General features: G+C 68.6%; 22 protein-coding genes and 1 tRNA gene. 13 read left to right on the top strand and 10 right to left on the bottom strand.

The features are described 5' to 3' along the window. Nucleotides 1-8 precede the first annotated feature (8 nt). Both KF708C_RS15395 and KF708C_RS15400 read right to left on the bottom strand, forming a co-directional pair. Nucleotides 9-1,091, bottom strand: coding sequence for an ABC transporter substrate-binding protein (locus KF708C_RS15395; RefSeq protein ID WP_082079579.1), 1,083 nt, complete (start codon nt 1,089-1,091; stop codon nt 9-11). 190 nt (nt 1,092-1,281) lie between these two features. Further along, entirely contained in the window at nt 1,282-2,169 is an 888-nt protein-coding gene (locus KF708C_RS15400) for a LysR substrate-binding domain-containing protein (RefSeq protein WP_059412614.1), read from the bottom strand. A gap of 277 nt (nt 2,170-2,446) precedes the next feature. On the opposite strand from KF708C_RS15400, the gene KF708C_RS15405 reads away from it, so the two are divergent. The 4 genes from KF708C_RS15405 (at nt 2,447) to KF708C_RS15420 (ending at nt 5,799) form a co-directional block, all read left to right on the top strand. Next, a complete protein-coding gene (locus tag KF708C_RS15405; protein WP_059412476.1) occupies nt 2,447-3,448 on the top strand; it encodes an ornithine cyclodeaminase family protein in 1,002 nt (333 codons plus the stop codon). After that, nucleotides 3,445-4,263, top strand: a complete 819-nt coding sequence (locus KF708C_RS15410; RefSeq protein WP_059412477.1) for a phosphate/phosphite/phosphonate ABC transporter substrate-binding protein — start codon at nt 3,445-3,447, stop codon at nt 4,261-4,263. Before KF708C_RS15405 ends, KF708C_RS15410 begins: the two co-directional genes overlap by 4 nt. Nucleotides 4,264-4,328: 65 nt before the next feature. Then, a complete protein-coding gene (locus KF708C_RS15415; protein WP_059412478.1) occupies nt 4,329-5,285 on the top strand; it encodes a Bug family tripartite tricarboxylate transporter substrate binding protein in 957 nt (318 codons plus the stop codon). 172 nt (nt 5,286-5,457) lie between these two features. Continuing rightward, on the top strand, nt 5,458-5,799 hold the full coding sequence (locus tag KF708C_RS15420; protein WP_020201906.1) for a hypothetical protein: 342 nt from the start codon (nt 5,458-5,460) through the stop codon (nt 5,797-5,799). Nucleotides 5,800-5,966: 167 nt separating this feature from the next. On the opposite strand, the gene KF708C_RS15425 is transcribed toward KF708C_RS15420, so the two are convergent. Beyond that, nucleotides 5,967-7,049, bottom strand: a complete 1,083-nt coding sequence (locus KF708C_RS15425; RefSeq protein ID WP_231586512.1) for a porin — start codon at nt 7,047-7,049, stop codon at nt 5,967-5,969. Here KF708C_RS15425 and KF708C_RS36685 point away from each other — a divergent pair. The 4 genes from KF708C_RS36685 to KF708C_RS15435 all read left to right on the top strand — a co-directional run bounded on the left by KF708C_RS36685 (nt 6,988) and on the right by KF708C_RS15435 (nt 9,490). Then, the gene (locus KF708C_RS36685) at nt 6,988-7,140 is read left to right on the top strand and encodes a hypothetical protein (RefSeq protein ID WP_231586514.1); all 153 of its coding nucleotides are present in this window, start codon (nt 6,988-6,990) and stop codon (nt 7,138-7,140) included. The genes KF708C_RS15425 and KF708C_RS36685 overlap by 62 nt on opposite strands. A 245-nt stretch (nt 7,141-7,385) precedes the next feature. Continuing rightward, a complete protein-coding gene (locus KF708C_RS35675; RefSeq protein WP_156173835.1) occupies nt 7,386-7,766 on the top strand; it encodes a hypothetical protein in 381 nt (126 codons plus the stop codon). Between the two features lie 5 nt (nt 7,767-7,771). Continuing rightward, nucleotides 7,772-9,313, top strand: coding sequence for a methyl-accepting chemotaxis protein (locus KF708C_RS15430; protein WP_059412480.1), 1,542 nt, complete (start codon nt 7,772-7,774; stop codon nt 9,311-9,313). Nucleotides 9,314-9,413: 100 nt separating this feature from the next. Next, a tRNA-Arg gene (locus KF708C_RS15435) sits at nt 9,414-9,490 on the top strand. Between the two features lie 85 nt (nt 9,491-9,575). Here KF708C_RS15435 and KF708C_RS15440 read toward each other — a convergent pair. Both KF708C_RS15440 and KF708C_RS15445 read right to left on the bottom strand, forming a co-directional pair. Next, the gene (locus KF708C_RS15440) at nt 9,576-9,857 is read right to left on the bottom strand and encodes a hypothetical protein (RefSeq protein ID WP_059412481.1); all 282 of its coding nucleotides are present in this window, start codon (nt 9,855-9,857) and stop codon (nt 9,576-9,578) included. Nucleotides 9,858-9,873: 16 nt separating this feature from the next. Continuing rightward, nucleotides 9,874-10,497: a DUF2778 domain-containing protein gene (locus tag KF708C_RS15445; protein WP_059412482.1), complete on the bottom strand. Its 624-nt coding sequence runs from the start codon at nt 10,495-10,497 to the stop codon at nt 9,874-9,876. 345 nt (nt 10,498-10,842) lie between these two features. On the opposite strand from KF708C_RS15445, the gene KF708C_RS15450 reads away from it, so the two are divergent. Then, nucleotides 10,843-11,235, top strand: coding sequence for a hypothetical protein (locus KF708C_RS15450; RefSeq protein WP_059412483.1), 393 nt, complete (start codon nt 10,843-10,845; stop codon nt 11,233-11,235). A gap of 50 nt (nt 11,236-11,285) precedes the next feature. Here the strand turns inward: KF708C_RS15450 and KF708C_RS15455 are convergent, their stop codons facing one another. The 4 genes from KF708C_RS15455 to KF708C_RS15470 form a co-directional block, all read right to left on the bottom strand. Then, nucleotides 11,286-11,660 carry a hypothetical protein gene (locus KF708C_RS15455; protein ID WP_020201850.1) on the bottom strand — a complete coding sequence of 125 codons (375 nt, stop codon included), beginning with the start codon at nt 11,658-11,660 and terminating at the stop codon, nt 11,286-11,288. Between the two features lie 134 nt (nt 11,661-11,794). Beyond that, nucleotides 11,795-12,826, bottom strand: a complete 1,032-nt coding sequence (gene pstS / locus KF708C_RS15460) for a phosphate ABC transporter substrate-binding protein PstS (protein ID WP_052165816.1) — start codon at nt 12,824-12,826, stop codon at nt 11,795-11,797. 433 nt (nt 12,827-13,259) lie between these two features. Then, complete coding sequence (locus tag KF708C_RS15465; RefSeq protein ID WP_020201848.1) at nt 13,260-13,451, bottom strand: hypothetical protein; 192 nt, start codon at nt 13,449-13,451, stop codon at nt 13,260-13,262. A 227-nt stretch (nt 13,452-13,678) separates the two neighbouring features. Further along, nucleotides 13,679-14,374: a dienelactone hydrolase family protein gene (locus KF708C_RS15470; protein WP_059412484.1), complete on the bottom strand. Its 696-nt coding sequence runs from the start codon at nt 14,372-14,374 to the stop codon at nt 13,679-13,681. Nucleotides 14,375-14,643: 269 nt separating this feature from the next. Between KF708C_RS15470 and KF708C_RS15475 the strand changes: the two genes are divergently transcribed. The 4 genes from KF708C_RS15475 to KF708C_RS15490 all read left to right on the top strand — a co-directional run bounded on the left by KF708C_RS15475 (nt 14,644) and on the right by KF708C_RS15490 (nt 17,389). Further along, nucleotides 14,644-14,997, top strand: coding sequence for a YciI family protein (locus KF708C_RS15475; RefSeq protein WP_020201846.1), 354 nt, complete (start codon nt 14,644-14,646; stop codon nt 14,995-14,997). Nucleotides 14,998-15,208: 211 nt separating this feature from the next. Next, a complete protein-coding gene (locus KF708C_RS15480; protein WP_020201845.1) occupies nt 15,209-15,622 on the top strand; it encodes a YciI family protein in 414 nt (137 codons plus the stop codon). A 63-nt stretch (nt 15,623-15,685) separates the two neighbouring features. Further along, nucleotides 15,686-16,093 carry a VOC family protein gene (locus KF708C_RS15485; RefSeq protein WP_059412485.1) on the top strand — a complete coding sequence of 136 codons (408 nt, stop codon included), beginning with the start codon at nt 15,686-15,688 and terminating at the stop codon, nt 16,091-16,093. Between the two features lie 18 nt (nt 16,094-16,111). Next, nucleotides 16,112-17,389 carry an RNA polymerase sigma factor gene (locus tag KF708C_RS15490; protein ID WP_059412486.1) on the top strand — a complete coding sequence of 426 codons (1,278 nt, stop codon included), beginning with the start codon at nt 16,112-16,114 and terminating at the stop codon, nt 17,387-17,389. Between the two features lie 49 nt (nt 17,390-17,438). Here the strand turns inward: KF708C_RS15490 and KF708C_RS15495 are convergent, their stop codons facing one another. After that, nucleotides 17,439-18,155, bottom strand: a complete 717-nt coding sequence (locus KF708C_RS15495; protein ID WP_029043349.1) for a class I SAM-dependent methyltransferase — start codon at nt 18,153-18,155, stop codon at nt 17,439-17,441. Between the last annotated feature and the right edge of the window lie 160 nt (nt 18,156-18,315).

Here is an 18,315-nt window from a genome sequence, read left to right on the forward strand (position 1 = left end):
GCTGCCTCTCAGGCTTTCGCCTGGGCCTTGGCCGCGAACGGGTTGAACTCGTTGGTGTAGATGCTGGCGGCCGTCACCTTGCCCTTGGCCAGCTTGCCCTCGGCTTCCAGCACGTCGATGTAGTACTGGATCGGCGGCTCGGTCACCACCAGGTTGTCCACGTAGGCATAGCGGTCCACGTAGTCGAGCTGCAGCTTGATGCGCTCGGACACCAGCTTGCGCGCGTCCTCGGGGTTGGCGTTGACCCAGTTGGCGGCCTTGGCCAGCGCCGTCACCACGTCGCGCACCGACTCGGGATGCTCGCGGATGAACTTGCCGTGCGCGCTGTACGGCTGCATGCCGCCCAGGCCGCCGTCGAGGTCGAAGTCGCTCCACAGGCGCACCAGCTTGTCGGCGTGGTCGGCGCGGCCCGAGAACGGCGCGTGGATGATGGCCAGGTCGGTATTGCCGGTGGCCAGCGTCTGCTCGGCCTGGTCGTCGGGGATCACCACGAAGTTGATCTTGGTGACGTCCACGCCCTTCTGGCGCAGGTAGGTCTTGGTGACGAACTCCGCGCACGCGCCGAAGCTGTTGATGCCGATGGTCTTGCCTTCGAGGTCCTTGGGCTGGCGGATGCCGGAGGCCTTGCGCACGAAGTACTTCATGTGCGGCGCGTCCTGCAGCGTCTTGTTGCCGGCCGCCACCACCTTGATGTCGGCGCCGCTGGCCACCGCGGAAATCACCAGCGGCACCATGCGCGAGCCGAAGTCGATCTCGCCGGTGCCGGTCAGCGGGATGATCTGCGGCGCGGCGACCTTGCCGATGTACTGCGGGCGCGTGTTGGTGCCCTCGAAATAGCCGAGCTGCTCGGCCAGGTAGACCAGGTCGAAGGTCGGGTTGTCCGGGTAGCGGAAGCGCACCTTGTCGCCCACCTTGGCCACCACCGCCGGCGCGCCGCCGGCCGCGCCATTTGCCGCGCCGCCGGCCGCCTGCGGCGCGCCTTCGCGCGAGCAGGCCGCCAGCAGGGAGCCGAAGCCGCCGGCGGCGGCCAGCGAGGCCAGTTGCTTGAGAACGAGGCGGCGGGAGCCGGGGGCGGAGGAGGGCGCTGGCATTCGAAGTTGTCCTGTCGGAATGTCCTGCCGGCGCGGGAGCGCATGCATCCTGCGCGTCGATGGCGGACGGGGATCAGCCCGGAGTATCGGCCAGCGCGGGCGCGCCACCAACGAAGGCTTTCAACTATGAATATCAGGTGGATGCAGCCGGCGCGCGGCCGGCCTCGCGTCCTCACTCATTTGTCTTCACTCACTTCTTCATCAGCCGCCTGAGCGTCTCCACGAAATCCTGCGCCAGCCGCGACAGCGGCTCGGTCTGCACATGGAAGATCTGCACCGAGCCGCTGACCTTGGTCCGGACCGGCACCGCCACGATGCCCGGCCAGTCCTGGCCGAACACGGTCATGGCGTCCACCAGCGCGATGCCGGCGCCCGCCTGCGCCAGCGCGCGCGCCACGTGGGCCTGTTCCACCTGCACGCGCATGTCGGGCTGGTCGTCCTCGCCGCCGAACATCTCGCGCACCAGCAGCCCGAACGGCACGTCGGCGCCGTAGCCGATCAGCGGCTCGCCGGCCAGCTCGGCGGGCCGCACCGAGGCGCGCGCGGCGAGCCGGTGGCCGGCCGGCACCAGCGCCACGATGGGGTTGCGCACCAGCAGCCGCGCGGCCAGGTTGGGGTGCGCCAGCGGCATGTTGGAGATCGCCAGCTCGACCTGGCCGGACAGCAGCGCGCGCAGCATGTTGGCGGGGATCTGCGTGCGCACCACGATGCGGATGTCGGGGTGCGCCGCGCGGAACGCGGCGATCGCGCGCGGCAGCACGGTCTGGCCGAGGTTGGGGTTGCACGACACGCGCAGGCTGCCGGTGCGCTTGGCGGCGAGGTCCTCGGCGATCTCGTTGACGCGCTCGATGCCCTCGTACACGGCATTGACCTCGCCGAGCAGGCGGCGCGCCTCGGGCGTCGGGTAGAGGCGGCCCTTGATGCGCTCGAACAGCGCCAGCCCCAGGCGCTGCTCGGTGTGCGACATGAGGCGGCTGATGGCCGGCTGCGACACGTAGAGCAGCTTGGAGGCGGCGCTGATCGAGCCGGTGAGCATGACGGCGCGGAAGACTTCGATCTGCCGGAGATTGAGTTTCATCGTGGTCGCGGGGCGGCCGGCGAAGGCCCGCGGCGCGCCCCGCCAGTCCATAACATGATGTTAAGTCAGATGGACAAATAAGCATACGACATTCATGGCCGCGATACCTAAACTTGCTCTCGAAGGCGCCCCACGCCGGGCATTTCCGCCGCGGCGGCAAACGCGCACCACAGTGGTTCCGCCGGGCACGCCGATGGGGCGCCGATGCACCGGGCGCCGCGCGCGACGCACCGGGCGCGTGCATTCACTTACTTGAAACCTGAAGACAGGAGACGGCATGAGCGACATTCATCTGACCTACATCAACGGTCCCGACATCGCCAGACTGGCGATGACCGACGCGGAGATCCTCGATGCGGTCGAGCAGGGCCTGCTGGCGCAGGGCAACGGGCAGACCGTGATCGAGCCGCGCGTGCACCTGACGCCGGACCCGGCGTTCAACGGGCACTTCAACGTGCTGCGCGGCTACGTGGCGCCGCTGGGGCTGGCCGGCGTGAAGATCGTCGGCGACTACGTCGACAACTACAAGCTGGGGCTGCCGTCCGAGATGGCCATGCTCAACCTGTTCGACCCGCGCACCGGCATGCCGGTGGCGATGATCGACGCCACCTTCATCACCGACGCGCGCACCGGCGCCGTCACCGCGCTCGGCGCGCGCCACCTGGCCCGCCGCGACAGCAAGGTGCTGGGCCACATCGGCGCGCGCGGCACCGCGTACTGGAACGTGCGCCTGCTCGACAGCCTCTATGACTTCGACGAGATCCGCGTGCACTCGCGCCGCCCGGAAAGCCGCAACGCCTTCGCCGAGCGCCTGGCGCGCGACCTCGGCAAGAAGATCGTGGTCACGCAGGACTGGGAGTCGTGCGTGCGCGGCGCCGACATCGTGGTGGAAGCCTCGCGCCTGGAGCGCCCCACGCCGATGCTCAAGACCGAATGGATCAAGCCCGGCGCGTTCGTGGTGCCCTACGGCACCATGAGCGCGGTCGAGCTGTCGCTGACCGACATCATGGACAAGCTGGTGGTGGACGACTGGGGCCAGTGCAAGGGCGGCGTGCTCGGCTCGCTGCGCGCGCACGTGGAAGCCGGCAAGCTGTCCGAGCAGACCCTGTACGGCGAGCTCGGCGAGATCGTCGCCGGCCGCAAGCCGGGCCGGCAGAGCGACGCCGAGACCAACCTGTTCTGGCACCGCGGCCTGTCGCTGAGCGACATCGCGCTGGGCCACGCCATCCTGAAGAAGGCCGAGCGCATGGGGCTGGGCCAGAAGCTGGTCTACGCATGATCGCCAACGCACGCATGTACTCGGTGGCCGCGCCGGTGGCGCAGGCGTGGCGGGAGCTGTTCGCGCGCGTGGCGCAACGCGCCGGCGTGGACCTGCCGTACCTGGAGCATGCCGCGCCGGCGCCGGTCAGCGCCCTGTGGGCGCGGCCCGACTGCGGCTGCGTGTTCATGTGCGGCTTCCCCTACGTGAATGCCGCGGTGCGGCCGCGCCTGCTGGCCGCGCCGGTGCCCTCGCCCGAACGCTACGGGCAGTGCCCGGTGTATTTCACCGAGTTCATCGTGCGGGCCGACGCGCCGGCCGCGGCGCTGGCGGACACCTTCGGCATGCGGCTCGCGCACATGCTGCCGGAGTCCAACTCGGGCTACAACGCGCCGCGCCATTTTCTGCTGCGCCAGGCCGCGCCCGGCACGCGCGCGCCGTACCGCCCGGCCGACACGCCCACGCCGACGCCCAACGAAGTGATCGACGCCGTGCTCGCCGGCCGCGCGGACGTGGGCGTGGTGGACAGCTACGTGCTGGACCTGCTGCGCTTGCATGTGCCCGGGCGCATGGCGCGGCTCAGGACGCTGGCGGTGACGCCGGCGTCGCCGGTGCCGGCGCTGGTGGCCTCGCCCGCGCTGGGCGACACCGCCGCCGCGCGCATCCGCATGGCGCTGCTCGACCTGCACCGCGACGCCGGCAACGCGGCGCTGCTGGCCAGTCTGTGCCTGGCGCGCTTCGCGCTGGTGGAAGAGGCCGACTACGCCGTGCTCGCCGGCTACGCGCGCGAGGCCGACGCGGCCGGCTTCGCGCTGACCGGCACTGGCGTTCCCTGACCATCGCGCGCCGGCGGCCTGCCGGCGCGCGCCGCCCCGTTTTCCCGACCAACCGAGTATCTGCGATGAAGCGTTTCCTTTTCACCCTCATGGCGGCCTGCCTGCCGCTGCTGGCAGGCGCGCAAGGCTATCCCGCCAAGCCCGTGCGGCTGGTGGTGCCGTTCCCCGCGGGCGGTCCCGCCGACGTGCTCGGCCGCGTCGTCGGCGAAGGGCTGTCGAAGGCCTGGGGCCAGAACGTGCTGGTCGACAACCGCGCCGGCGCGGCCGGCAACATCGGCGTGGACCAGGTCGCCAAGGCGCCGCCGGACGGCTACACGCTGGCCGTGGTGCCGGTCGGCAACATCGCGGTGAATCCCACGCTGATGCCGAACCTGCCCTACAAGCAGACGGACCTCGCGCCCGTGGCCATGCTCGCCACCGCCGAGAACGTGCTGGTGGTCAGCGCGGGCGTGCCGGCCAGGACGCTGCCCGAACTGCTCAGGCTCGCCGGCCAGAAGCCCGGCGAACTCACCTTCGCCTCACCCGGCGCCGGCAGCCAGGCGCACCTGGCGGGCGAGCTGCTGCAGCTCGACGCCGGCATCAAGCTGATCCACGTGCCATACAAGGGCGTCAGCCCCGCCATCACCGACCTGGTGGGCGGCCAGGTCACGATGATGTTCGCGCAGCTTTCCTCGGCGCTGCCCTACATCAAGGCCGGCAAGCTGCGCGCGCTCGGCGTGGCCAGCGCGCGGCGCTCCGCCGTGCTGCCCGACGTGACCACCATCGCCGAGCAGGGCTTTCCCAAGTTCGAGGCGGTCTCGTGGTACGCGCTGATGGCGCCCGCCGGCACGCCCCGCGACGTGATCCAGCAGCTCAGCCACCAGGCCGGCCAGGTGCTGGCCAGTCCCGCGCTCAGGGAAAAGCTCGCCGTGGTCGGCATGGACGCCGCCGGCGGCACGCCCGCCGAACTGGCCACGGCCATCCAGAAGGAAAGCGCGCGCTGGGCCGAGGTCATCCACAAGCGCCATATCACCGTGGACTGAACACGGCCGACCGGGCGCGCCGGGACTTGCATATGAAAATGCAGACTGGTTATGATGATTTTTATTCCTTTTTAGAATCGTCCGCGGAGGCATAAGCTGTGTGCATCGGATACGGCATCGCGACCCACGATGGATCGGATGGAGCCGTACCCCTCCGAGGAAAGGAATCATCATGAACACCCAGCGTTTTGTCTCCGTTGCCATTGCCGCCGCACTTGCGGCGGCCTTCGCCGCAGGTAGCGCCCAGGCTTCCAGTGCCAGGCGGGATGCTTTTACCGATGGCGCGCGCATCGAGCAACGCAGCCCCTTCACCGACGGCGCCAGGGCCGGCAAGGTGGTGCCGCGTGGCGACCTGGTCGCCGGCATGGACCTCACCGGCGTATCGGCCACGCCGGCGCGCGCCGGTACCCGCGACCCCTACACCGACGGCGCGCGCATCGACAGGCGCGACCCGTTCACCGATGGCGCGCGTATCGACAAGCGCGACCCGTTCACCGACGGCGCCCTTGCCTGAGCGGCGGCCCGTCTGCGAGCACGCTGGCTGAACCTCGGCTCGGCCAGCCCGCTTCTTCATAGTGCGCCTGCCGGCGCCTTCACGCCCGCACGATTCTTCTCGTCGTGCGGGCTTTTTCATGCCGGCCGCCTATCCTGGGCGGGTCGGGGGGGCATAGCCCCCCGAGGTCAGAAACGCGTGCGCAGGCCCACGCCGGCGCCGGTCCGGGAGCGCGCGCCACCGAACGAGCCTGCCGGGTTGTTCGGATCCGTGATGGAGCCGCCCGACAGCTTGCTGTAGTCGGCCTCCAGGTAGGCATCGGTGCGCTTGGACAAGCTGTACACGGCGATCGCGTACACGGACTGTACCAGGCCCGATACGCCGGGGCGGACCCCCGTCACGTTGTCGCGCATATAGGCCAAAGTCACCTTGACCGCCCCCGGCGATTGATAGGAAACGCCCACTGCCGCGTACTTGTCGCGCCGCTCGGACGTCTGCGTGCTGGTGCCGAGGACGGTATTGGCATTGCCGCCGATGCTGGTGTTGGCCAGCGGCGTGCCGCTGCCGCTGGCGCCGATCACGAAGCCGGGCTCGCGCCAGGAGTCGAGGTAATAGCCATGCAGCGTGAAACTGCCGAGCGCGTAGCGGGCGCCGGCCGTCCACAGGCGCATCGCATTCCCGTTGGCGTCCTTCGATTGCTGGCCGACGGCCCCCGCGTGAAGCGCGTCGACGTCATAGGTGATGGCCAGCTGCACGGTGCTGCCGCTGGCCATCTGCCCCGCGCGCTCGCCGAACGAGTACTGTGCCTCCACGCCCAGGCCGCCCCATTGCTTGCTGTAGTCGACGGTGTTGTCGTAGCGCAGTCCCGTCAGCGCCGTCTGCCAGCTCAGTTCCGTGTAGTTGCCGATGGTGATGGGGTCCACGCCGATGACGAAGAGATAGGCCGCACCCATCTGCCGGCCCAGCTTGATCGTCCCGAAGGTGTCGTTGCCCAGGCCGACCCACGCCTGGCGCCCGAACAGCTGGCCCTGCTGTCCCGCTCGTCCGGTGTCCGGGCCGAAGCCGCTTTCCAGCGTAAACAGTGCCTTGCTGCCCATGCCCAGATCCTCGGCGCCGCGGATCCCCCACCTGGAGTTGTTGAAGGCGCCCTCGGTCAGGGCGATCTGGCTGCGGGGCCCGTTGCCGGTGGCCTGGTGGGTGGTGTAGCGAATGCTCGTATCGATGACGCCGTACAGGGTGACGCTCGATTGGGCAACTGCGCTGCAGGAAATTAAAGATAAACCTGCAAGCGGAATAATGCCGGGTTTCAAAATCCTCTCCCTTTATGTGGAAAACAACAAAGAACATTTAGCCGGCGGCTAAACGAAATATGCTGCGCGAAAGCGCGCGACGGTTATCCGCGGCGCTCCGGCGGGTGGTTTTCCGAGGGGCTATGGCTCGACCGGGCACGGATTCCACCCGGTCGTCGTCATTCGAGGCGTGCTGGATGCATGGGGGCGTCTGACGTTCGTCGTCCGGCGCTGGCGATCCTCCTGGGCGGAATCGCGCATGGGTCGCGCCGTTTTTGTTCTTGCTTGCTAGTGTATGGAGTTCATGGTTTTCATGTCATGAAAAAAACGATCCGGGATTATTCGGTTTTTTCTTTATTGTTTATCCGAATGTCACGTGCCGATGTCGCTCGATGCCGTTATTTCGTTTTTCCGGGGCGGCGCGTCGTATCGATTATCGAGATCGGCTCCAATGGGCACGCATGGCATGCGCGCGTTCCCGGCGAGCACGGTGCCGCTGCCTTCCCGCCGTCTTCCCGCTGGTGCTCCGCGCAAGCGACGGACGGCGGGCAACTAAAGGTTTTCCCTGATTTGCCGATAAGGGATCATCGTCCCAGATGGGCCTCCATCCGGCAGGCGGCAGGCAAAAAGGGCGGACCGGTGTCCATTTTCCTCCCGACGCACCGGCACTTCGCCACCATTCAATCGCAAATCAGGTAGAAGAAATGAAAAGCTTGGGAATTGGCGTGCGCCTCGGCATTGGCTTCGGCGTAGTGATATTGTTGTCCACCTTCATGACCGTGCTGGGTATCGTGCGCCTGCAACAGGTCGCCGACCGCACGAACGACATGATGCGGCAGCCGCTGGCCAAGGAACGCATGGTCAGCGACTGGTACCGCCTGATGCATACCAGCGTGCGCCGCACCACCGCGGTGGCCAAGAGCTCCGACCCGTCGCTGGGCGCGTTCTTCGCGGCGGAGACCAAGGGGTCGTTCGCCGCCATCGGCGCGCTGCGCGACAAGATCGAGCCGATGCTGACCAGCGACGAGGAAAAGGCCGCGTTCAAGAAGATCCTGACCGTGCGCAATCCCTACAACGATTCGCGCGAGAAAATCTCCAAGCTCAAGGAGGCCGGCAACGCGGACGAAGCCAACCAGGTGCTGGAGAAGGAATTCGTGCCGGCCGGCGACGCCTACCTCGCCGAGATCCAGAAGCTGCTCGACATCCAGCGCGCCAGCATCGACGCCACCGCGCTGGAGATCCACGGCATCTACCTGAACGCGCGCAACGGCATGATCGTGATCGGCGCGCTGGTGCTTGCCATCGGCGTGGCGTTCTCGGTGTGGCTGACGCGCGGCATCACCGGGCCCCTGCACCGCGCCGTCGCCATCGCGCGCACGGTCGCGGCCGGCAACCTGGGCAGCCGCATCGAGGTGGACAGCAAGGACGAGACCGGCCAGCTGATGCAGGCCCTGTCCGACATGAACGCCAACCTGCTGCGCATCATCAGCCAGGTGCGCAACGGCACCGACGCCATCGCCACCGGCACCAGCCAGATCGCCGCGGGCAACACCGACCTCTCCCAGCGCACCGAGGAACAGGCATCGTCGCTGCAGGAAACCGCCTCCAGCATGGAAGAGCTGACCAGCATCGTGCGCCAGAACGCCGACAACGCCAAGCAGGCCAGCACGCTGGCCGTCAACGCGTCGGAGATCGCCGTCGAAGGCGGCGAAGTGGTGGGCCAGGTCGTCACCACGATGGAAGACATCAACGGCGCCTCGCGCAAGGTGGTGGACATCATCGCCGTGATCGAAGGCATCGCCTTCCAGACCAACATCCTCGCGCTCAACGCCGCGGTGGAAGCCGCGCGTGCCGGCGAGCAAGGCCGCGGCTTCGCCGTGGTGGCCGGCGAAGTGCGCAGCCTGGCCCAGCGCAGCGCCACCGCCGCCAAGGAAATCAAGGCCCTGATCGGCGACTCCGTCGACCGCGTGGAAAAGGGCTCCCAACTGGTGGCGCACGCCGGCCAGACGATGGAGCGCATTGTCGGCGCGGTCAAGCGCGTGACCGACATCATGGGCGAGATCAGCGCGGCCTCGGCCGAGCAGAGCGCCGGCATCGAGCAGGTCAACCAGGCCGTCACGCAGATGGACACCGTGACGCAGCAGAACGCGGCACTGGTGGAACAGGCCGCGGCAGCCGCCGGCTCGATGGAAGAGCAGGCCCAGCGCCTGAAGGAAGCGGTGGCATCGTTCAGGCTGGCCGCGTAAGCCGTCCGGCCCGGCGCGGGGCGCAACGCCCCGCCGGGCGCCCCATCCGCGGAAAAAGCTTGCATTTTTCCACGGCTGCGATATAGTCGCGGCCTCGCGTGCGGCTGTAGCTCAGTTGGATAGAGTACTTGGCTACGAACCAAGGGGTCGTGGGTTCGAATCCTGCCAGCCGCACCATCCATTACAGTGACGATGCAAGCAATGGCCCGGAGAGTTGTCGCTCTCCGGGCCGTTTTTTTTTGCGCGACCCGCTTCGTTGGCGTCAGGCCAGCCGAGACCCGTCCAGCACCCAGAACGCCCAGACGGCAAGAAAGGGCATGGCGCACAGCCAGCGAAGACGCCACCCATGTCTTGTGGCAAACAACGCGCAGAGTGCCAGCACGCTGCTCGCCCACAGCGCGGCGACCGAGACCAGATAATGCGCCTGCGATTGGTATGCCCACATGGCGGCGGCGGGTCCGGCGGCGTCAAACGGATACGCTTCCGGTGCGGTCCAGGCATGCCAGAAGTCGATTGGCATCAGCGCGGCGATCAGACCGGGCATGATTGCCGCCGCTATCTTAATAGCGAACTTCCAGTTCCATGTCTTTCGCATAATATAAAAACTCTTTGGCAAACGCTTCCATCGAATTCGTAAGATCGATGCATCCAATGGAACCCGGGAACCAGCCGCCATGAATTGTAAAATTGCTGCGTCCGTAGACCTCAGTCCCGGGGTATGGCAGCAGACCTACGCGCCGGGTGCCCCAGGCCATCGTACAGCCTGGCCATCTTCCGGCCTTGATCTTGATGATGTTGAGCAGGCAAGCGGCTCGATTGAATATCCCGGTGTCTTCCCAGCGCTGGAAGTCCCGTTGCAGGGCCGTATATTTTCCTTCGGGGATTGGCCCCACATCTTTTTTCGTCTGATGGATCGGTGCGGTATAGCCTTGTTTTCCTGAGGTCGCAGGCCAGAATCTCATATTTCGACCCTCGACCCACTTCAGGTGCGTGCCGTCGAAGAACAACCGTGCCCTGCGGTTCTGGATCCGCCGATCCATCTCGTCGAGTTCCAGCATCTTGACGATTTCACGCGGCGTCAAGGAGGTTTCGGGCAGGGAGAAGGCGGATCTTTCTCTCAGCAGATCTTCGAATGCTTGCCTCAGGTGCTGGTTGCTGTCGATCTCGTATTCCAGATGGCTCATGGGTAGATTCCAGATAGTCCGGCTTTAGGAACATATGTATATGCTGGCTTTGGTAGCGCGCCCGCTCGCTATGGCTGGCCATTTGACTGGAATCGGTGTGAAGAGTAAATCTGACAAATTCCAAAAATAAGGACTCTCAGGGGATTCTTCGAATCAAGGACCGACGTCGACGCGATTGCCGGAAGAAGGCTGTAGGGCGGCGTCATTGCCAGGCTTCCACGTACGGGAATCGAAAGTGTCCGCTCATGTGTATTGGTTGGTCCGATCGTCCGCCTTCCCGCACCGACAGCCTCCCAAGCCGATTGCGGTAACATGCGGCCACCGTTTTTTGCCGAAGGAGAGAAAATGTCCCACCGACGCGTATTGCTGTCCGCCGCGCTGGCGCTGGCGGTTTCATGGCTCACGGGATGCGCCAGCGGCGTCAGTCCGGAGTCCATCCAGGCGAGGGAGCCGGTGCGCGTGCACTCGGCGGCCAGCCCGGCCGCGCTGGTGGCGTGCCTGAAGGGCCGGCTGGGCGATGACGCCAACGTGGTGTCGTATCCCGAGCCGGGCAGGGTGGATATCCGCATCGGCAGTACCGACAATTCCGAGTACAGGTATTACCACCTGGTCAGCCTGCGCCGGGGCGGGGAAGGCACGGAAGTGGAGATCCGCAGCGCGGACGAATGGCATCCGCTGCTCAGTGGCGGCCGCGTGCGCGGCATGGTCGAGGACTGCGCGCCGGCGAAGACGCGCTAGCGCTGCCGTGCCGGTGCCGCCGCGCCGGCGGCACCGCGGGCGGCGCTGGTTCAGGGCTGTATGGTGCGCAGCAGGTGTTCCTGCAGGCGGCTCAGTTCGAGCGCGATGCCGCCGGGAAAGCCCTGGCGGCCGCCGCGCCGGTCGATCAGCAGGTCGGTGAGGTAGGCCGACAGCACGGCGGGGCTGGCCGCGAGCGCGGCCATCTGGTTGCCGATGCGGGCGTAGCCGCGGCACAGTTCCAGCGGCCGCGCGTCGGGCGGCAGCGAGGCCAGCCATTTGAGCGCGGTGTCGGTGAGGACCTGCGTCCCGGTGCTTTCGGGGCGCCGCATGGTCGGCCAGTCGGGTTCGGCCTGCGTGGGGACCGCGCCGTCCAGTATCTGTTTTGCTTCCTCGATTGAGACGAACTCGAACGAGAGGGATTCCATGCCAACTCCGGGATCAGGTATGCGCGCCGTCGTGAATCGGCGGCGTCTGATTTTACCGGTATCGGCCGTTTCCGTGCCTTCTTGAGCCGCGCGGGCCGGACGCCTTCGCGCGGTCTTGCCGGCAGCCCGCCGGCTCATTTCATGTTCTCGCTCCAGTAGGCCTCGATCTGCTTGACCAGCACCGGCGGCAGGGCCACGTAGTGCTCGGCGGTGGCGTCGGCCTGGCCGTCGTTGAGCGCCCAGCGGAAGAACGACAGCGCGTTCTTCGCGCTGGCGGCATCCCTGGGCGCCTTCGGCATGATGACGAACACCACGCCGGTGATGGGCCACGCCTGCCCGCCGGGCGGATCGGTGATGACCTGGTAGAAGTCCGGCTGCTGGTTCCAGTCCGCCGACGCCACCGCGGCGCTGAACGTCTCGCGCGAGGGCACGACGTAGGCGCCGTCCTTGTTGCGCAGCGCCGTGTAGGGCAGCTTGCGCTGGAGCGCGTAGGTCAGCTCGGCATAGCCGATCGCGCCCTTGACGCTCTTGATGTAGGCGGCCACGCCCTCGTTGCCGACCGCGCCCACGCCGGTCGGCCACTTGATGGTGGTGCCGGCGCCCACGCCGCGCTTCCATTCGCCGCTGACCTCGGACAGGTAGTTGGCCCAGTTGAAGGTGGTGCCGGAACTGTCGCTGCGATGTACCACCAGGATCTTCTGGTCCGGCAGCGCGAGGCCGGGATTGAGCGCGCCGATGGCGGGATCGTTCCACCTGGCGATCTTGCCGAGGTAGATGTCGGCCAGCACCTGCCCGGTCAGCCGGACCTGGCCCGGGACCACGCCGTCGAGATTGACGATGGGCACCACGCCGCCGGCCACCAGCGGGAACTGGACCAGCCCCGAGGCGCGCAGCTCGTCCGGCTTGAGCGGCATGTCCGAGGCGCCGAAGGCAACGTTGGCGGCCTTGATCTGGCGGATGCCGTTGCCCGAGCCGATGGCCTGGTAGTTCACCTCCTGCCCGGTCCTGGCGTAGTAGGTCGAGGCCCATTTCAGCAGCAGCGGGTAGACGAAGGTCGAGCCGGCGCCGGTGATGTCGCCCGCCTGCGCCAGCAGCGCGCCGCCGGCGAGCACGCATGCCAGGGTGGCCCGTTGCCATGCCTTTTGCCAAGATCGGGAGCAGGTCATGTCGGCGGCCTCCTTCGTATGCGGGCGGAGCAGATGTCTGCGCGGGCCGCCGTGCTATCCGCTGCGCGGCGGCGATGCGCAGCGGGGCAATCGGCTTCCTCTCATGCTAGCAGTCGCGCGCGAATTTCCAACAGGTGTTTTGCCGGCGCCGCGCGCAGCTTGCCGTGCGGCGGGTTGTCGAGGTCGAAGTGGTCGCAGGCATCGTCGCGGGTGTCGATGCGCTGGCAGACGCAGCGGTGCAGGGCATCGCCGATGCGTGCGCGCGTTGCGGTCTTCCAATCGTTCGTGGCCGGTCACGCTGATGAACCGCGGCGGGATGTCGGTCCTGCCTGCCGGCGCGCCGCATCCAGCCACGCAGCCGGCCACGTATCCGGCCACGCAGCCGGGCGCGGCGGGCGTTCTTCCCGCCCGCGCCCGTGCCGCGCAGCGCGCATCACTTCGGCGTGGGCATGTGCAGCTGGCCATCGTCGCCGAGCACCAGCCCCTGCCACGTGGCGGGCTTGCCCGACAATTCCCAGGCCGCGATCTGCACCGGGGTCCTGCCGATGCCGCCTTTCACGGCTTGCATCGCTTCGCGGTCGAGCGCTTCCGCGGCGGGAAGGTCCTTGATTTCGAGGGTGTCCATGATGGTTCTCCGTGACGGGTCATGTTGGCGGCGGGCCAACGGTGTGGCCCGCCTGACCATGACAACGCACGGTCCGTGCCGGTGGCGCGGCGCCGGCATTTGTGGCGCATGCCCGCCCTGGCGCGCGGGGGCCGCGCGTTTGCGCCGCGGAACAGGCGGGCCGCGCCCAACAGGCGCCGCTGCGGTGACGGTGGCCGGCCAACAGCGCCGCCGCCGGCCGGATGCCCTCAGGACAGGTTGGCGCGGAAGAAGGCCGCGGTGCGGTCGTTGGCGGCCTGCGCGGAGGCCGCGTCGAAATGCACGCCGTTGTTGCGCGCGAACGCATGCGAGCAGCCGGGGTAGGTGTGTATCTCGATATGGGACCGCGGCGACAGCGCGGCGATGATCCGCGTCCAGGTTTCGCGCGGCACGAATTCGTCGGCTTCCGCGATATGCATCAGCAGCGGCTGGCGGATGTTGCCGGCCTCGCCGAGGTACTGGTCGATGCCGACGCCGTAGTACACCGTCACGGCATCGGCGTCCGTGCGCGCCGCGGTGAGGAAGGCGAGCAGCCCGCCCAGGCAGAAGCCCACCGCGCCGACCTTGCCGCCGGCGCCGTCCAGCGCGCGCGTGTAGCGGATGGTGGCGTCGATGTCGCGCACGCCCGCCGGCACGTCGAAGCCGTTGTAGAGCTTGAATGCCTTGTCCCACTCGGCCTGGGTGGCGTCGGTCAGTTCCACGCCGGGCTCCTGGCGCCAGTAGAGATCGGGGCAGATGGCCACGTAGCCTTGCGCGGCGAAGTCGTCGCAGGTCTTGCGCATGTCCGCGTTGATGCCAAAGATCTCCTGGATCACCACGATCGCCGGCGCCTTCGCCGCCGCCGGCCGCGCCAGGTAGGCGGCAAAGGTCCCGTCCGCCGTGCTTATCTTCACCATTTCGCCCATCGTCGTGCTCCCGTTCGAGATTCGATGCAGTCGCCCGGGGCAGCCTGCGCCGGACGTGCGAATAGGATTATTGGCGGCCTGCGCCGGACCGCAAGGGAAAACCGGCACGCCGGCCCGCCGCGTCGTGTCGCGTCCTGCCGTCGGCATCCTCACTGCAATTAACGGCCAGGAAGCGAGGGGGGCCGCGCAGGTGGCCGGCCGCTTGCGGCCGGCACCGGGGGCGTGCAGGATGGGGGCCTGTCCAATCCCGACAGGCGCTGGAGACCCGTATGCCGTACATGCTGCTGATCGTGGAACCTGTCGGCCAGCGCGCCGCGCGCACCGAGGAGGCGGGCCGGCAGGCCTACGCGAGCATGACGCAGTTCGCCGGCCGCCTGACCGAGCGCGGCGTGCTGCTGGGCTGCAATTCGCTCACCTCGGATGCCCGGGGCGTGCGCGTGCAGGTGCGCGAAGGCCGCCGCGACCTGCTCGACGGTCCGTTCGCGGAGGCCAAGGAGATGGTCGGCGGTTATTTCCTGCTCGACTGCGCCAGCCAGGACGAGGCCATCGCCATCGCCGCCGAATGTCCGGCCGCAAGCTGGTGCACGGTGGAAGTGCGCGAAGTGGGGCCGTGCTTTACGTGAAGCTCCACGCGGCTGCATGGGCGGCATGGGCGGAGGTGGATGCTTCTAGGTAATTACCCTGGGTTCGCGGGATTTTCGCGCGCGCGCTGTCGATCCTGCCGCGCGCGGCGCGTCGTGCCGGCATGTGCCGCGGCACCGGGCCGGTCACAGGACCGACCGCAATGCCGGTGCCGCCGGCTTCCGACCGACGGTCAACCCGAGGAGCGATGCAATGCGATTCATGATCCTGGTGAAAGCCACCCAGGCCAGCGAAGCCGGCCAGATGCCCGAGGAAAGCCTCATTGCCGCGATGGCGGCCTATCACGAGCAACTGGCCAGGGCCGGCGTGCTGCTCGACGGCGCCGGGCTCAAGCCCAGCGCGGCCGGCTGGCGCATCCGCCATGCCGGCGGCCGGCGCACGGTGACGGACGGCCCGTTCGCGCAGACCAACGAACTCGTGGCCGGCTACACCCTGATCCAGGTGCGCAGCCGCGAGGAAGCGATGGAGTGGGCGCGCCGCTTTCCCGCGCCGCACGGCGAGACGGCCGACGGCGAGATCGAGGTGCGTCCGCTCTATGAACTGGAGGACTTCGCGCCCGGCCCCGCCGTGGACCGCTTCCGCGCGCTCGGCATGGGCCAGCGCTGAAGGCGCCGAAGCGGACGCGAGCGCAACGAGCGCAACGCACATCACGAGCACCACGAGGACATCATGCACAAGCAAATCTACGTCAACCTCGCCGTGGCCGACCTGCCGCGCGCGATGGATTTCTTCAAGGGCCTGGGCTTTGCCTTCAACCCGCGCTTCACCGACGGCAACGCGGCCTGCATGGTCATCGGCGAGAACATCCACGCCATGCTGCTGACCGAGGCCTTCTTCAAGAGCTTCACCACGCGCGCGCTGTGCGACACCGCGCACAGCACCGAGGTGCTGATCTGCCTGTCGTGCGAGAGCCGCGCCGAGGTCGATGCGCTGGTCGCCAAGGCGCTGGCCGCCGGCGCCCGCGTGCCGCGCGCGCCGCAGGACCACGGTTTCATGTACGGCCACGGCTTCGAGGACCTGGACGGCCATATCTGGGAACTGGTGTACATGGAGCCGCAGGCCGCGGACCCGGCCTGAATGCCCCGGGGCGGCAGGATGACGGCGATTCCCCCGGCGCACCGCGCGATCGAGGCCGTATGGCGCATCGAATCCGCCAGGGTCATCGCCCACGTGGCGCGCGTGGTGCGCGACGTGGGCCTGGCCGAGGAACTGGCGCAGGACGCCTTGCTGGCCGCGCTGGAGCGCTGGCCGGAAAGCGGCGTGCCGGACAACCCCGGCGCGTGGCTGATGACCACGGCCCGGCACCGCGCGCTGGACCACCTGCGCCGGCAGGCGCTGCACGCGCGCAAGCACGAGCAGATCGGCCATGAGCTCGACGCGCTGGAGGCCCGCATAGTGCCCGACTTCGTCGATGGGCTCGACGCGGCCCGCGAGGACGACATCGGCGACGACCTGCTGCGCCTGGTCTTCACCGCCTGCCATCCGGTGCTGTCGCGCGAGGCGCGCGTGGCCATGACCCTGCGCCTGCTCGGCGGCCTCACCACCGCCGAGATCGCGCGCGCGTTCCTCACGCCGGAGCCCACCATCGCCCAGCGCATCGTGCGCGCCAAGCGCGCGCTGGGCGCGGCGCGCGTGCCGTTCGAGGTGCCGGGGCCGCAGGCGCGCGCGGCGCGCCTGGCGTCGGTGCTGGAGGTGATCTACCTGATCTTCAACGAAGGGTATGCCGCCACCGCCGGCAGCAACTGGATGCGTCCCGCGCTGTGCGAGGAAGCGCTGCGCCTGGGCCGCACGCTGGCCGGCCTGATGCCGGACGAAAGCGAGGTGCACGGACTGGTGGCGCTGATGGAGATCCAGGCCTCGCGCACGCACGCGCGCGTCGACGCGCAGGGCCGGCCGGTGCTGCTGCCCGACCAGGACCGCGGCCGCTGGGACCCGCTGCTGATCCGGCGCGGCCTGCACGCGCTGGCGCGCGCGCGGGCGCTTGGCGGCGCGCTCGGCCCCTACGCGCTGCAGGCCGCGCTGGCCGCCTGCCACGCGCGCGCGCCGAGCGCGGCCGAGACCGACTGGGCGCGGATCGCCGCGCTGTATGACGCGCTCGCGCGGGTCATGCCGTCGCCGGTGGTGGAGCTGAACCGCGCGGTGGCGGTGGGCATGGCCTTCGGCCCGGCGGCCGGGCTGGAGATCGTCGATGCGCTGGCCGCGGGGGGCGCGCTGGAAAACTATCACCTGCTGCCCAGCGTGCGCGGCGACCTGCTGTCGAAGCTGGGCCGCTTCGCGCAAGCGCGCGCCGAGTTCGAACGCGCCGCCGGCATGACCCGCAACGCGCGCGAGCGCGAACTGCTGCTGGCGCGGGCGCGCGCGGCGCGGGGGTGAGGGCAGGCGCCCGCCACCACCACAAGCCCCCGCCAGACCATCGCACCGCCTACTGCGCCACGATGCCCGGCCGCGCCATCCGCGTGTACACCAGCAGGCGTCCCTTGTAGGCGTCCTGGTCGGTGCCGGCGGGACGGTCCAGCCGCTGCTCCGCCAGCGAGAAACCGAGCGCCGCCATCCACCGGTTGAAGGCCGGGCGGTTGCCGCGGTCGGGGTCGACGATCCAGACCTCCGCGGCCGCGCTGGCGTGGCTGTCGATGTAGCGCGCGAGCCTGCCGTCGGTGTCGCGCTCGTAGAGCAGGTCGCTGCCGATGATCAGGTCGAAGTCGCCCGCCACGTTCTGCACGCCTGCCAGGCTCGGGTCGCTGCCGTCGGCCGCGCCCCAGTGGCCGTGCCGGTATTTCATCGGCGCGAGGCCGTTGATGCGCGCGTTCTCCGCCAGGAAGGGGCCGGCCATCGGGTGGCAGTCGCTGGCGGTCACGTCGGCGCCGCGGCGGTGCGCGACCAGGCTGGCCAGCGCCGTGCCGCAGCCGATCTCGAGGATGCGCTCGGCCGGGTCCACCGGCCGCGCGGCGATGCGTTCGGCCAGCAGCGCGCCGGACGGCCACAGCATGCCGAACAGCGGCCACGCGGCGGAGGAAATGCCCATGCGTTCGGCGTCGCCGTGGGGATCGTGGAACTGCTGCTGGTCCAGCAGGCAGCGGATGACCAAATCGGGCGCGCCCGCGATGGCAACGCGCTCTTGCTTGGTTTGATACCCGGGCATGGGGAGAGGGGGAGGCCGGGAACCGGCCCCGCTAGAGGGAGGGAGCGGGCAGTATGCCCGAAATACCCCGCCGTGGGCCGGAATTCGCCGTCAAATGCGCGCAAAAGCCGCGCCGCAGGCACCCCGTGGATGCCCGCGGCGCAGCAAGGCACAGGCCATG

Origin of the sequence: Cupriavidus basilensis, from assembly GCF_000876015.1 — a bacterium.
Taxonomy (GTDB): Bacteria; Pseudomonadota; Gammaproteobacteria; order Burkholderiales; family Burkholderiaceae; genus Cupriavidus; species Cupriavidus basilensis_B.

Excerpts from the sequence above, each read along its gene's own strand:
- KF708C_RS15455 (WP_020201850.1), bottom strand. The coding sequence starts at position 11,660 with ATGGAATCCCTCTCGTTCGAGTTCGTCTCAATCGAGGAAGCAAAACAG.
- KF708C_RS35675 (WP_156173835.1), top strand. The coding sequence starts at position 7,386 with ATGAAAAAAACGATCCGGGATTATTCGGTTTTTTCTTTATTGTTTATC.
- KF708C_RS15440 (WP_059412481.1), bottom strand. The coding sequence starts at position 9,857 with ATGCCCGGTCTGATCGCCGCGCTGATGCCAATCGACTTCTGGCATGCC.
- KF708C_RS15485 (WP_059412485.1), top strand. The coding sequence starts at position 15,686 with ATGCACAAGCAAATCTACGTCAACCTCGCCGTGGCCGACCTGCCGCGC.
- KF708C_RS15465 (WP_020201848.1), bottom strand. The coding sequence starts at position 13,451 with ATGGACACCCTCGAAATCAAGGACCTTCCCGCCGCGGAAGCGCTCGAC.
- KF708C_RS15470 (WP_059412484.1), bottom strand. The coding sequence starts at position 14,374 with ATGGGCGAAATGGTGAAGATAAGCACGGCGGACGGGACCTTTGCCGCC.
- KF708C_RS15480 (WP_020201845.1), top strand. The coding sequence starts at position 15,209 with ATGCGATTCATGATCCTGGTGAAAGCCACCCAGGCCAGCGAAGCCGGC.
- pstS (WP_052165816.1), bottom strand. The coding sequence starts at position 12,826 with ATGACCTGCTCCCGATCTTGGCAAAAGGCATGGCAACGGGCCACCCTG.
- KF708C_RS15430 (WP_059412480.1), top strand. The coding sequence starts at position 7,772 with ATGAAAAGCTTGGGAATTGGCGTGCGCCTCGGCATTGGCTTCGGCGTA.
- KF708C_RS15400 (WP_059412614.1), bottom strand. The coding sequence starts at position 2,169 with ATGAAACTCAATCTCCGGCAGATCGAAGTCTTCCGCGCCGTCATGCTC.
- KF708C_RS15445 (WP_059412482.1), bottom strand. The coding sequence starts at position 10,497 with ATGAGCCATCTGGAATACGAGATCGACAGCAACCAGCACCTGAGGCAA.
- KF708C_RS15490 (WP_059412486.1), top strand. The coding sequence starts at position 16,112 with ATGACGGCGATTCCCCCGGCGCACCGCGCGATCGAGGCCGTATGGCGC.
- KF708C_RS15495 (WP_029043349.1), bottom strand. The coding sequence starts at position 18,155 with ATGCCCGGGTATCAAACCAAGCAAGAGCGCGTTGCCATCGCGGGCGCG.
- KF708C_RS15410 (WP_059412477.1), top strand. The coding sequence starts at position 3,445 with ATGATCGCCAACGCACGCATGTACTCGGTGGCCGCGCCGGTGGCGCAG.
- KF708C_RS15415 (WP_059412478.1), top strand. The coding sequence starts at position 4,329 with ATGAAGCGTTTCCTTTTCACCCTCATGGCGGCCTGCCTGCCGCTGCTG.
- KF708C_RS15395 (WP_082079579.1), bottom strand. The coding sequence starts at position 1,091 with ATGCCAGCGCCCTCCTCCGCCCCCGGCTCCCGCCGCCTCGTTCTCAAG.
- KF708C_RS15405 (WP_059412476.1), top strand. The coding sequence starts at position 2,447 with ATGAGCGACATTCATCTGACCTACATCAACGGTCCCGACATCGCCAGA.
- KF708C_RS15450 (WP_059412483.1), top strand. The coding sequence starts at position 10,843 with ATGTCCCACCGACGCGTATTGCTGTCCGCCGCGCTGGCGCTGGCGGTT.
- KF708C_RS15475 (WP_020201846.1), top strand. The coding sequence starts at position 14,644 with ATGCCGTACATGCTGCTGATCGTGGAACCTGTCGGCCAGCGCGCCGCG.
- KF708C_RS15420 (WP_020201906.1), top strand. The coding sequence starts at position 5,458 with ATGAACACCCAGCGTTTTGTCTCCGTTGCCATTGCCGCCGCACTTGCG.
- KF708C_RS36685 (WP_231586514.1), top strand. The coding sequence starts at position 6,988 with ATGCTCGTATCGATGACGCCGTACAGGGTGACGCTCGATTGGGCAACT.